Origin of the sequence: Nonomuraea sp. NPDC049486 (assembly GCF_040676925.1) — a bacterium.
In the GTDB taxonomy this organism is placed as follows: domain Bacteria; phylum Actinomycetota; class Actinomycetes; order Streptosporangiales; family Streptosporangiaceae; genus Nonomuraea; species Nonomuraea ferruginea.
Genome location: NZ_JBFAPV010000004.1, coordinates 301,909 through 313,833 on the forward strand (window position 1 = coordinate 301,909; position 11,925 = coordinate 313,833).

The window sequence follows — 11,925 nt, forward strand, 5'->3', positions numbered from 1 at the left end:
CCATGACGGATCTGCCGATCGCGCTCGCCCTGACGGCGGGCACGGTGGCCGCGTTCAATCCGTGCGGGTTCGCGATGTTGCCCGCGTACCTGTCGATGCTGGTCGCGGGCGAGCAGCCACGGGGCGCGGGCGGCGTCTGGCGGCGCGGCCCGGTGGTGCGCGCGGTGATGCTGTCGGCGGCGATGACCGCCGGGTTCGTGACCGTGTTCGGACTGTTCGGGCTGGTGGTGACGCCGCTGGCGGCGGTGGCCGGGACGGTCCTGCCATGGGTGACGATCGTGATCGGGGTCGTCCTGGTGGGGCTGGGCGGCTGGCTGCTGGCCGGCCGGTCGCTGTTCGTCCGCGTCCCCGGGTTCGCCGCCAGGCCCGCCATGTCGGCGCGCTCGCTCTACGGCTACGGGATCGCGTACGCGGTGGCCTCGCTGTCGTGCACGGTGGGGCCGTTCCTGGCGGTGACGTCGGCCTCGCTGACGAGCGGCGGGGTGGCCGGAGGGCTGGCGGTCTTCGCCGCCTACGCGCTCGGCATGGGACTGGTCGTCGCCCTGCTGTCCCTGGCCGTGGCGCTGACCAGGGAGGCCGTCCTGTTCCGGGTGCGCCGGTCGCTGCCGCACGTGTACCGGCTGAGCGGGGTGCTGCTCGTCCTGGCCGGCCTGTACGTGACCTACTACGGCTGGTACGAGTTGCGGGTCTTCGGCGGCGGCGACCCGGACGACCCGGTCGTCGGCGGGGTGACGGCGGTGCAGGGGACGATCTCGGGCTGGTTGGAGACCGTCGGCGCGGTGCCGGTCGCGGGGGCCGCCGCGGCGCTGGTCGCCATCCTCCTGATCAGATCGAGGCGGGCCCGCCGTCCGGGGTGAGCCCCGGTCAGGTGGGTGGGGCGGCCGTCGAGTGAGCCCCGGTCAGGTCAGGTCGAGGCCGCCGTCCACGGTGAGCACCTGGCCGGTGAGCCAGGTCGAGGCGGGGTCGGCGAGCCGGACGATCCAGGTGGCGACCTCCTCGGGGGTGCCGCGCCGGCCGAGTGGGACGCGGCGGGCCTCGTCCTGCTTGATGCGCTCGACCTCCGGCTCCGGCAGCCCCGCGCGGGCCAGTGCCCGGCTCTCCGTGGGGCCCGGAGCCAGCGCGTTGACCCGCACCCCGGCCCCGGCCAGCTCCAGCGCCCAGCTCCGGGTGAGCTGCTCCAGCGCGGCCTTGGAGGCGGCGTAGTGCGAGCCGCCCGGCAGCGGCCGGTGCCCGTAGGTGCTGGAGACGTTGACGATGGAGCCGCGGGAGCGCAGCAGGTGGGGCAGCGCGGCCTTGGCCAGCAGGCTGGGCGCGATCACGTTCAGCTCGAACAGGGCACGCGCCCGGTCCGCGTCGAGCCGTTCCAGCGGCATGACGGCGGTGGCTCCGGCGTTGTTGACGAGCACGTCCAGGCTGCCCCACCGGTCGGCCGCCGCCTGGACGACCGCCTCCGGCGTGCCCGGCGTGGCGAGGTCGGCGGCGAACGGGACGATGTCCCGATGCCGCCGGGCGGTGCGGTCGAGCTCGTCCTGATCGCGGCCGACGCCGAGCACCCGCGCGCCGGCGTGGGCGAACGCCACGGCCGTCGCACGCCCGATGCCGGAGCTGGCCCCGGTCACGATCACGGACTTGCCGTCCAGGTCCATGACCCTCCCTTGTTCGATGTTCGTAGAATGTCGAACAAGCTACCATGAGGGCGTGAAGCGAGCCTCGCACCCCGCCGCCGACGAGCTGAGGCTCGTCGCCGCGATGGCCGCGCTCAGCGACCCCATCCGGATCGGCCTGGTGCGGGTGCTGTCCGACGGCCGCGAGCGCGGCTGGGGCGAGCTGCGCGCGCCGGTGGCCAAGTCCACGCTGAGCCACCACCTCAAGGTCCTCCGCGACGCCGGCATCACCCGTACCCGCCAGGAGGGCACCCGCTGCTACGTCACGCTGCGCCGCACCGACCTGGACCGGCGCTTCCCCGGGCTGCTCGACGCGGTGCTGGCGGCGGCGGAGGGCGAGGACGTGGGCGACCAGGTGGGGCTCGCCGGCCACCGATAATGGGGTGGTGGAGCGACTCGACGGCCCCGGCTGCGTGACGATCTCCGGCGAGATCGCCGGCCTCTACCGGCAGTGCTTCTCCGTGCCGCCCTGGTACGAGACCGAGGCGGACTTCGCCGCCTTCCCCGGCAAGCTGGCGCGCGACGCCGAACGGCCCGGGTTCGCCGCGTGGATCGAGCGTGACGGCCACGAGCTCGTGGGCGTGTGCTTCGGGTGGCCGACGCCTGACGACCTGTCCGGCAACGCGATCTACGAGGAGCTTCAGCGCAGTTGCGGCCCGGAGGTCGTGGCCGGGTTGACCCGGGGCGCGTTCGAGGTCGTGGAGCTGTTCGTGGGCCCCGGCGCCCAGGGCCGGGGGATCGGGCGGCGGCTGCTGGACGCGGCCGTGGCCGGGTGGCCGCGGGCCTGGCTGCTCACCTCGCCGCGGGCTCCCGCGGCCCGCTTCTACCGGGCGCTGGGCTGGCGGCGGGTCGGCGCGCTGCCCGAGCGGGCCCTGGAGGTGCTCGTGCTGCGGACGGGTAGGGACGTGGCGTGAGAGCGGTCGTGCTGTCCGACACGCACGCGCCGCGCCGCTGGAAGTCGTGCCCGCCGAGGGTGGCCGAGCTGCTGGTGGGCGCCGACGTGATCCTGCACGCCGGTGACGTGTGCGTGCCCTCCGTGCTCGCCGAGCTGGCCGCGTACGCGCCCGTGCACGTGGTGAAGGGCAACAACGACGGGCCCGACCTGGACGCGCCCGAGACGCTGGAGCTCGACCTGGACGGGCTGCGGGTCGGCATGATCCACGACAGCGGCCCGGCGAGGGGACGGCCGGCCCGGATGCGGCGGCAGTTCCCGGAGGCGGACCTGGTGGTGTTCGGGCACTCGCACATCCCGCTCGACGAGTCCGGTGACGGGCTGCGCATCTTCAACCCCGGATCGCCGACAGACCGGCGCCGCCAGCCGCACGGCACCGTGGGGGTGCTGCGCGTCGAGGGCGGCGCGCTGGTCGAGGCCGAGATCGTCGCGGTCACCTGAGCACGGGTTTGTCTGTCACGCCCGAGCGGTATGTCGATTACAGAAAGTTACAGATCGACTGCAAGGCGGCTCGATATGGACAGAGCACGACAGATCGCGCAGGCCGTGCTGTACGAGTGCCACCCGTACCATCGGCTGCTGGACGACCGCTACCTGCGCGGACTCCACCCCGAGCCGTACGCCGGCGGGCGGGCCGGTCTCTCCTGGATGATGCAGACCCAGTGCCTGGTCGAGGCCGCCCCCGCCGACACCGTGGACGTGCACGTACGGTTCCTGCAACTGGTCAGCCGCGAGGTGGCGCGGGCGCGCGGCGGCGAGCTGGAGCCGGCGGCCGAGCTGACCGTCGACGGCGCCCGCTACGTCTCGGGGCTGGAGGCGCGCGAGCGCGAGGCGGCCGTGTCGGGGCTGACGCTCGCCGACCTGGCGGGGGCGGCGTACACGATGCGCGTCGACGTGCCGGGCGACCAGGAGGCGGTCTGGCTGATCGACGCCCGCGGCCGGGCCGGGGCGGTGCTGCGCTGCTGGGAGACCCTGCACGGCCAGGCCGTGGTGCGCGCGGAGCCGCTGCGCGACCGGCTGTTCAGGCTGACGGTCAAGGTGGCCAACACCACCGACTGGCGTGGCGAGGATCGGGCGGAGGTGCTCAGGCACACGTTCGTGTCGGCGCAGAGCGTGGTGCGCACCCACGGCGGGCGGTTCGTCTCCCTCCTGAACCCGCCGGCCGAGCTGCGCCCGCTGGCCGAGGGCTGCCGCAACATCGGCACCTGGCCGGTGCTGGTGGGGGAGGTCGGCGAGCGGCACACGATGCTGTCGGCCCCGATCATCCTGCGCGACCATCCCCGGCTCAGCTACGCGACGTAGTCGGTCAACCCGGCGCGCGCTCGGCGGCGATCATCAGCACGACGCCCAGGGCGGCCAGGGCGAGGTTGGCGAACAGCTCATAGCCGGTCAGCACGTCGATACGGGGAATGATCACCCGGTTGAAGAAGTTCAGGAAGAAGCCGAAGAACGGCTGGGCGGCCACGTGGTCGATGGCCCCGCTGATGCCCTGGAGCGCCAGGACGAAGCCGACGATCTGGATGGCTTTACGCATGGCCCGACGCTAGTGCCCGGCCGCGGCCCGGCGGATCGGCCTTAGGGATGCTCAGGACCGACCGAAGTATGTGTCACGCCTCGATCTCGTCCCGCTTGGGGTAGCTGTGCGGGTAGTGCAGGTCGAACGCGGGCCGTTCGGAGCGGATCGGCGGCATGAAGGAGAAGTTGTGCCGCGGCGGCGGGCAGCTCGTGGCCCACTCCAGCGAGCCGCCGAACCCCCACGGATCGTCCAGTGTCACCCAGCGCGGCTTGCGCGAGGTCTTCCACACGTTGTAGAGGAACGGCAGCGTCGACAGCCCGAGGATCGCCGCGCCGACGGACGAGATCTGGTTGAGCAGGGTGAACCCGTCGCCGGGCGAGTAGTCGGCGTAGCGGCGCGGGAATCCGGCCCAGCCCAGCCAGTGCTGCACCAGGAACGTGGTGTGGAAGCCGATGAACAGCGTCCAGAAGTGGAGCTGGCCGAGCCGGTCGTCGAGCATCCGGCCGGTCATCTTCGGCCACCAGAAGTAGAACCCGGCGAACATCGCGAACACGACCGTGCCGAACACCACGTAGTGGAAGTGGGCCACCACGAAGTAGGAGTCGGTGACCTGGAAGTCGAGCGGCGGCGAGCCCAGGATGACGCCGGTGAGCCCGCCGAGCAGGAAGGTGACGAGGAACCCGATGGCGAACATCATCGGGGTCTCGAAGGACAGGTGTCCCCGCCACATGGTGCCGATCCAGTTGAAGAACTTCACCCCGGTGGGCACCGCGATGAGGAAGGTCATGAACGAGAAGAACGGCAGCAGCACCTGGCCGGTGGGGAACATGTGGTGCGCCCAGACGGTCATCGACAGCCCGGCGATGGCGATGGTCGCGCCGACCAGGCCGATGTAGCCGAAGATCGGCTTGCGCGAGAAGACCGGGATGACCTCGGTGATGATGCCGAAGAACGGCAGCGCGATGATGTAGACCTCGGGGTGCCCGAAGAACCAGAACAGGTGCTGCCACAGGATCGGCCCGCCGGCCGCGGGGTCGTAGACGTGCACGCCGAACTTGCGTTCGGCCTCCAGGGCCAGCAGTGCGGCGGCCAGCACCGGGAACGCCATGAGCACCATCATGCTGGTCAGCAGCACGTTCCAGGTGAAGATCGGCATCCGGAACATGGTCATGCCCGGCGCGCGCATGCAGATGATCGTGGTGATGAAGTTGACCGAGCCGAGGATGGTGCCGAGCCCGGCCAGCACCAGCCCCATGATCCACAGGTCGCCGCCGATGCCGGGCGAGTAGGTGGCCGACGACAGCGGGGTGTAGGCGAACCAGCCGAAGCTGGCGGCCCCGCCGGGGGTGAGGAAGCCGCTGACGGTGATCAGCCCGCCGAACAGGAACAGCCAGTAGCTGGCCATGTTGAGCCGGGGGAAGGCCACGTCCGGCGACCCGATCTGCAACGGCATGATGACGTTGGCGAACCCGGCGAACAGCGGGGTGGCGAACAGCAGCAGCATGATCGCGCCGTGCATGGTGAACAGCTGGTTGTACTGCTCCGCGTTCACCAGTTGCAGCTCGGGCCCCGCCAGCTCGGCCCGGATGAGCAGGGCCAGAACGCCCGCGAACAGGAAGAACATGAAAGACGTGATCAGGTACAGGTAGCCGATCACCTTGTGGTCCGTGGACGTGAGCCACTTGGTGATGACCGCGCCCGTGCGACGGCCGTGGACTGGGGCCAGCGGCGAAGTCGTCGGCTCCTCGTCTCTCGGCTTCTGGATCGTCACCCTGGTTCCCCTTCGGCAGGCGCTCCGTAAAGAAACAACTACCCTCCGTGTCGCCACGGTAGGCCCAAGAAAGTGATGGCTTGCGGCATAGCGGGCCTGGGTTCGCGGCGTCTCAGTGGTGACAGTCAATCCCTGGAGGTGACGTGGACGCCGAAGACGAGCGCGGCTTCCGCGAGTTCGTCTCCGCGCGGTCCCCCGCGCTGATGCGGCTCGGCTTCCTGCTCACCGGTGGCGACCAGCACGCGGCCGAGGACCTGGTGCAGGCGGCGCTGGCGAAGCTGGCGAGCAGATGGCGGCGGGTGGACGCACCGGAGGCGTACACGAAGCAGATCATGTACCGCCAGCAGGTCAGCTGGTGGCGGGCGGCGGGCCGGCGGGTCGAGGTGGTCCGCGGCACGGTGCCCGACCTGCCCGGGCGCGACCGTACCCATCAGAGTGAGCTCCGCGTGGTGCTGCGCGCCGCGCTGGCCAAGCTGACCGCCAGGCAGCGCACGGTCCTGGTCCTGCGCTATTTCGAGGACCTGCCGGATCACGAGGTGGCCCGCCGGCTCGGCTGCTCGGTCGGCACGGTACGCAGCACCGCGCACCGGTCGCTGGCCCGGCTGCGTGAGGTCGCCCCCGAACTCGCCGAGGAACTGGAGGCCGCGAAATGACCAGGCTGCTCCGCGAGACGATGGAGGAGTGGGCCGGGCAGGCCGAAGTGCCGCACGACCTGGCCGATCGGGCGCTGCGAAGGAGGCGGCGGCGCGGCCTGCTGCCCGCCGGCGCCGCGCTGCTGGCCGCGGCGGTCATCGCGGCTGTCGCCGTGTTCGTGACCGTCCAGCCGCCAGGCCCCGTGCTGCCGGCCGTGACGGTCACGCTTCCGCCCCGGCCCTCGCCGGCGCCCACGGACGTGCGGGCGGACCCGGACCACGGGCGGCCCACGAAGCTCGTGGCCGCCGGAAATCTGGCGGTCGGCGCGTACTACACCTTGCGCAGGGAGAAGGGGGAGAACGGGCTGGACCACGTCCGGCGCACCTGGCACCTGTACGACCCGCGTACCGACAGCTACGAGGAGACCCCCTGGGCCTGGGTGGACGTCGCCCCCGGCATGCGGGTCGCCGCCGTGGTCCAGGGCGACCTGCTGGGCGACCGGATCGGCGTCATCGACCTGGACACCCGGCAGTTCCTCTCCTGGATCCAGCTCGGTCGCCGGGCCGGGCACGTCGCCTGGTCGCCCGACGGCACGAAACTGCTGGCCACCACCTATTCCTCCTACCCCGACGAGCTGCCCACCGGCGGGGTCGCATGGCGGCGGAAGGACAGCCCGCGCACCGGCTACTACTTGATCGACGTGCCGACGGGCCGGGCCGAACACCACGCGCTGCCGCCGCTGCCCGGCACGGACGGTCCGCCGAGCAACTCCAACGGCAGGCAGGACCTCGGCTGGAGCCTCGACGGCTCGCTGATCTGGGGGCCCACGATCGACATCTCCCCGGAGCGGGTCTACTACGGCCTCGACGGCCGGCCCGCGGAGCCGCCGCCCGGTGAGGCGTTCAACCGCCACGGTGAGTCGAAGATCTCGCCCGACGGCCGGCTCGAACTCGGCCCGGACGGGCTGCCCACGGCGATCATCGAACGGCGCACCGGGAAGGTCGCCGGCAGCCAGAACGTGCTCCAGCTCATCGGCTGGGCCGACGACGAGCACGTCATCGCGCTCGGCTGCGCCGGAGGGTGCGAGAACGAGTTCCGCAACGGCCTGGTGCTCGTCAGCGTCGACGGCCGCACCACGGTCCCGCTCACCGGCGTTCAGGAGAGCCAGGAGGACGGCAGCTGGAGGTGGGTGCTCACACCCCGGTGACTGATGGCCCCGATTCTGGGCACTTTACGGTCCTTTCAACTTCCGAGGAGGATCCCGTGAACACTGCGCAGAGCGCGGGGCGGTCAGCGGAGGCCGCTGCCCGGCGAGCGGCTGACCACCCGGCCCTGGACCGGCTGGCCCGGGTCGGGCTGGCCTGTCGCGGCGTGCTGTACGCGTTGATCGGTGTGCTGGCGGTCCAGATCGCCCTGGGCAGCGGCGAGGAGCAGGCCGACAAGGGCGGTGCCATCACCACGGTCGCGGAGCTGCCGTTCGGGGCGGTGATCCTGTGGGTGATGGTCGTCGGCTTCGTGGCGCTGGCCCTGTGGCAGGCGTCCGAGGCGCTGTTCAGCCACCAGGAGAAGCTCGACAGGGCCGAGTCGGCCGGCAGGACCGTGGTCTACGGACTGATCGTGTTCACCCTGCTCAGCGTGCTGCTGGCCGGGCGCGCCGCGTCGGAGGACGAGAAGTCGCAGGACGTGACCGGCATGCTGCTCGACCTCCCGGCCGGCGAGTGGATCGTGGGCGCCGTCGGCCTCGGCGTCATCGCGCTCGGCGTCTACTGGGTGCGGCAGGGCGTCACCAAGAAGTTCCGCGAGGAACTGGACCTCGGGCGGATGTCGCCCCGGGCCCGCTCGGTGATGGAGAAGCTGGGCATGGCCGGCTACGTGGCCCGCGGCGTCATCGCCGGGCTCGCCGGGTTCCTCGTCATCCAGGCGGCGATCACCCATGACCCGGACAAGGCCGGAGGCATCGACCAGGCGCTGCGCTCCTTCGCCGACACTCCCGTCGGGCCGTGGCTGCTGATCGCGGTCGCGCTCGGGCTGGTGCTGTTCGCCGGTTACTGCTTCGGCGAGTCCCGCTGGCGCCGCACCTGAAGGAGCGCAAGCGCACGGCGGTGTCGAGAAGTCGAAGGAGAGGCCGGACATGTACTTGTCGGTTCACTTGAAGCCGATAGCGGACACCACGATGGTCGTCGCCCTCGCGGGTGAGCTGGACGCGATGACCGTCCCGATCCTCTCCGAGACGCTCGAACCGCTGGTCGCGTCCCCGGCCATGTGCGTCGTCGTGGCGGCCGGTGATCTCTGGTTCTGCGACCTGAGAGGGGTGAGCCGGCTCGTGGCCGCCCGCCGGGGCCTGCGGGTCAAGGGCGGCGACCTGTTCCTCGCGGAGGCGAGCCCGGCGCTCCGCCGGCTCATCTCGCTCATGGAGAAGGGCCGGAGGTCGCCGCTGCCGGTGTTCGACACCCTGCCCCAGGCGCTGGCCGCCTGTGGCGTGTGCGCGGAGCCGGCGCCCCCGGGACCTCGTCACCTGCCGCTGCTGCGCGGGCTCCCGGCGCGGCCTGTCACGGGCCGGCGGCGCGGCACGATGCCGCCCTCGGCACCCGGCCGATCACCCTCCGCCCGGAGCCGCTGCGCGAGCGGGCCGGGCCCCTGAGAGGCCATGGAGTCGCGCGTACGGATGGCCGGGCAGGCGACCGCTTCGCACGCATAAGCCCGCGCCTGCGGGACAGGGGGAGAAGGTGTGGACAGTAGGACGAGACACGATCGTGGTGGCGGCCTCCGCCGGAGGAGTGGAGGCGCTGCGGACGCTGGTCGGATCGCTGCCCGCTGATCTCCCCGCCACGGTGCTCGTGGTGCTCCACCTGCCGCCCCAGGGCGGCGGCGTGCTGGCCGGGATCCTCGACAGGGCGGGCCCGCTCAAGGCGGTCCCGGCCGAGGACATGCAGGAGTTGCGCCGGGGGCGGGTCTATGTGGCCAGGCCCGATCACCACCTGCTCGTCCACGAGGGCAAGGTCCGGCTGTCACGCGGCCCCCGGCACAACGGTCACCGCCCCGCGGCCGATCCGCTCTTCATGAGCGCGGCGCTCGACGCGGGGGAGCGGGTGGCCGCCGTCGTGCTGAGCGGCATGCTCGACGACGGCGTGCGAGGGTGCGTCGCGGTGGACCGCAGAGGAGGCGCGGTGGCGGTGCAGGACCCGGGCGAAGCGGCCTTCCCCGGCATGCCGGAGGCGGCCGTCGCCGCGGTCCCGAACGCGCCGTCGCTTCCCGTACGGGAGCTCGCCGACTGGCTGGTGCGGCAGAGCAGAACGCCTGTCATCACGGAGGCCAGGATGGACGACACGGAGATGATGCGGGAGGTCGGGCGGTTCCTGAGCGAGGAGCCCGCCCTGGCAGAGCCCGGTGGCACCCTCTCCGGACTCGGCTGCCCGGAATGCGGCGGTCCGATGTACGAGCAGAGGGACGAGGGCCTCGCGCGCCTCGTCTGCCGGGTGGGACACGCCTGGTCCGACGAGAGCCTGGTCGGGGCCCAGTCGGACGCGGTGGAGAGAGCCCTGTGGATCGCCATCCAGCGGTTGGACGAGCGGGTGCGGATCCTCGGCCGGATGGCGCGGTCGGCGGAGGAGCACGGCGGGAAGCACTCCCACGGCTTCATCCGGAAAGAGGCGGCGCGGACGCGTGAGGCCGTGGAGACCATCCGCATGGTGCAGGCCCGCATCAGCGGAGGCGACGACAGCCTGCTCCTGTCCTGAAGGAGGGCCTGACGGGGAGCACCGGCGCGGCGCTTCCCGTCAGGCGCGGGTGAGATCTAGATGCGGGAGATGCGCACGGCGTCGGCGATCACGTAGCCGGTGCCGCCGGTCCACCGGCTGACGCCCACGACGTTCTGCGTGCCGGCGTTGAGCTGGAAGGTGCCGATGCTCCGCCAGGCTCCGCCACCGGAGCGCTGGTCGACGTAGACGGTCTGGTTGCCGCCTGCCGCCGCCACGATGTACGGGGCCGAGCTGTTGTATCCGGGATCACTGGGATACCAGACCTCGATCCGGTACGTGCCGGCGCTGGGGATGGCCGCCGAGTACCAGGCCGGGTCGCTGGCGGCCACCGGGTCGGCGAACCGGTAGTCGGCGCCGTGCCGCTGGCTGGAGTACGCCGAGGTGCCCCAGTTGGTGCTGGCGGTGAACTGGGAGCTGGCGTTGTCGACCGTGGTGGTCCAGGTCGGCGGGTTGGTGGTGCCTCCGTTCACGTAGTTCATGTACGTGGTCCAGTTCCAGTGCGGACCCGGGTCGGTGTGGGTCGCGCCGGGCACCTCGTTGTGGCCGATGATGCCGGTGCGGTTCTTCGGCACGCCGTACTTGTCGGCCAGGTGGCGGGTCAGCGCGGCCGAGGAGCGGTACATCGCGTCGGTGAACCAGGACGCGTCGTTGACCCAGCCCTCGTGCTCGATGCCGATGGAACGGTTGTTGTAGGTGGAGTTCCCGGCGTGCCAGCCGACGTCCTTGTCACGCACCATCTGGGTGATGGCGCCGTTGGACGACTTGACCACGTAGTGCGCCGAGACCTGGGCGGCCGGGTTCTGGAACCAGGAGATCGTGCCCGCGTAGGAGCCCTGGGTGACGTGGATGACGATGCGGTCGATGTTGTAGCTGGTCTCGCGGTTGGACACCCGGTAGTTGCTGGAGGAGGCGGCGACCCAGGCGGCCGGTGGGTAGTCGGGGCTGGCGACCGCGGCCTGCGCGTTGAGGTCGCGGGCCTTGGCCAGGTCGCCGCGGTCGGCGGTGACCTCCTGCGGCTCGACGGTCACGCCGCGGGCCTGGAGGCCGAGGCCGAGCATCTCGTAGACGGCGTCGGCGTACAGGCGGGCCGTCTCGGGCGAGGAGGCGTGACCGTACTCGGCGACCGCCTTGTACCAGCGGCCGGCGTCCTTCCTGGCGGCCTCGTCGAGGCCGAGCTTGTCGGCGTACGAGCGCAGCACGGCGGCGGCGCCGAGGATGTTGGCGGCGTCGTCCTTCTTCAGCGTGGCGGCCGGCTGCCCGGTGAGCGCGGCGGCTTCGGAGAGGGTCTTGTTGGTGGGGTTGTCGACGAGGTGCATGAGCCCGTAGCCGCCGCTGGCGCTGGGCTCGCCTGCGTGGCCGTCGAGGTGGGTCTCCGCGTAGCCGAGGGCGACGAGCAGGTCGCGGGGGACGTCGTGGGCGGCGGCGGCCTTGGCGAAGGCGTCCGACAGCGGGGTGCCGCGCTCCGCGAGGGCCGGCTGGACGGCGATGACCAGGAGGGTGGAGAGGGCGGCGGCGACGAGGGCTACTAATCGGGTGCGTACCAGTGTCATGAGAACTCCACTCTGGGGGGTACCGCACGCACAGTAAGGGACTTTCATGACAGATGTCGATAATTGACATTACTCAGGTAT

The 11,925-nt window shown here is 71.6% G+C and carries 14 protein-coding genes; 10 read left to right on the forward strand and 4 right to left on the reverse strand.

What is annotated here, in order from left to right; genetic code table 11:
• Positions 1-2: 2 nt before the first annotated feature.
• Positions 3-857, forward strand: a complete 855-nt coding sequence (locus AB0K05_RS13845; protein ID WP_364229228.1) for a cytochrome c biogenesis CcdA family protein — start codon at positions 3-5, stop codon at positions 855-857.
• Between the two features lie 42 nt (positions 858-899).
• On the opposite strand, the gene AB0K05_RS13850 is transcribed toward AB0K05_RS13845, so the two are convergent.
• Positions 900-1,646 carry an SDR family oxidoreductase gene (locus tag AB0K05_RS13850; RefSeq protein ID WP_364229230.1) on the reverse strand — a complete coding sequence of 249 codons (747 nt, stop codon included), beginning with the start codon at positions 1,644-1,646 and terminating at the stop codon, positions 900-902.
• A 52-nt stretch (positions 1,647-1,698) separates the two neighbouring features.
• On the opposite strand from AB0K05_RS13850, the gene AB0K05_RS13855 reads away from it, so the two are divergent.
• The 4 genes from AB0K05_RS13855 (at position 1,699) to AB0K05_RS13870 (ending at position 3,918) form a co-directional block, all read left to right on the forward strand.
• On the forward strand, positions 1,699-2,043 hold the full coding sequence (locus AB0K05_RS13855) for a helix-turn-helix domain-containing protein (RefSeq protein ID WP_364229232.1): 345 nt from the start codon (positions 1,699-1,701) through the stop codon (positions 2,041-2,043).
• Between the two features lie 7 nt (positions 2,044-2,050).
• Positions 2,051-2,578: a GNAT family N-acetyltransferase gene (locus AB0K05_RS13860; RefSeq protein WP_364229234.1), complete on the forward strand. Its 528-nt coding sequence runs from the start codon at positions 2,051-2,053 to the stop codon at positions 2,576-2,578.
• Entirely contained in the window at positions 2,575-3,057 is a 483-nt protein-coding gene (locus AB0K05_RS13865) for a metallophosphoesterase family protein (RefSeq protein ID WP_364229236.1), read from the forward strand. Before AB0K05_RS13860 ends, AB0K05_RS13865 begins: the two co-directional genes overlap by 4 nt.
• Positions 3,058-3,132: 75 nt before the next feature.
• A complete protein-coding gene (locus AB0K05_RS13870) occupies positions 3,133-3,918 on the forward strand; it encodes a hypothetical protein (protein ID WP_364229238.1) in 786 nt (261 codons plus the stop codon).
• Between the two features lie 4 nt (positions 3,919-3,922).
• Here the strand turns inward: AB0K05_RS13870 and AB0K05_RS13875 are convergent, their stop codons facing one another.
• Together AB0K05_RS13875 and ctaD are read right to left on the reverse strand one after the other, a co-directional pair.
• Entirely contained in the window at positions 3,923-4,150 is a 228-nt protein-coding gene (locus tag AB0K05_RS13875) for a hypothetical protein (RefSeq protein WP_364229240.1), read from the reverse strand.
• Positions 4,151-4,223: 73 nt separating this feature from the next.
• A complete protein-coding gene (ctaD, locus tag AB0K05_RS13880; RefSeq protein ID WP_364229782.1) occupies positions 4,224-5,858 on the reverse strand; it encodes a cytochrome c oxidase subunit I in 1,635 nt (544 codons plus the stop codon).
• Between the two features lie 188 nt (positions 5,859-6,046).
• On the opposite strand from ctaD, the gene AB0K05_RS13885 reads away from it, so the two are divergent.
• The 5 genes from AB0K05_RS13885 to AB0K05_RS13905 all read left to right on the forward strand — a co-directional run bounded on the left by AB0K05_RS13885 (position 6,047) and on the right by AB0K05_RS13905 (position 10,273).
• A complete protein-coding gene (locus AB0K05_RS13885; RefSeq protein ID WP_364229242.1) occupies positions 6,047-6,556 on the forward strand; it encodes a SigE family RNA polymerase sigma factor in 510 nt (169 codons plus the stop codon).
• Complete coding sequence (locus AB0K05_RS13890; RefSeq protein ID WP_364229244.1) at positions 6,553-7,743, forward strand: hypothetical protein; 1,191 nt, start codon at positions 6,553-6,555, stop codon at positions 7,741-7,743. Before AB0K05_RS13885 ends, AB0K05_RS13890 begins: the two co-directional genes overlap by 4 nt.
• 56 nt (positions 7,744-7,799) lie before the next feature.
• Complete coding sequence (locus tag AB0K05_RS13895; protein WP_271278469.1) at positions 7,800-8,618, forward strand: DUF1206 domain-containing protein; 819 nt, start codon at positions 7,800-7,802, stop codon at positions 8,616-8,618.
• Positions 8,619-8,667: 49 nt separating this feature from the next.
• A complete protein-coding gene (locus tag AB0K05_RS13900) occupies positions 8,668-9,177 on the forward strand; it encodes an STAS domain-containing protein (RefSeq protein WP_148035533.1) in 510 nt (169 codons plus the stop codon).
• An 85-nt stretch (positions 9,178-9,262) separates the two neighbouring features.
• Positions 9,263-10,273 (forward strand): chemotaxis protein CheB, encoded by a 1,011-nt coding sequence (locus tag AB0K05_RS13905; protein ID WP_271278468.1) that lies wholly within the window; start codon positions 9,263-9,265, stop codon positions 10,271-10,273.
• 56 nt (positions 10,274-10,329) lie between these two features.
• On the opposite strand, the gene AB0K05_RS13910 is transcribed toward AB0K05_RS13905, so the two are convergent.
• Positions 10,330-11,844, reverse strand: a complete 1,515-nt coding sequence (locus tag AB0K05_RS13910; protein WP_364229247.1) for an N-acetylmuramoyl-L-alanine amidase — start codon at positions 11,842-11,844, stop codon at positions 10,330-10,332.
• Positions 11,845-11,925 lie beyond the last annotated feature (81 nt).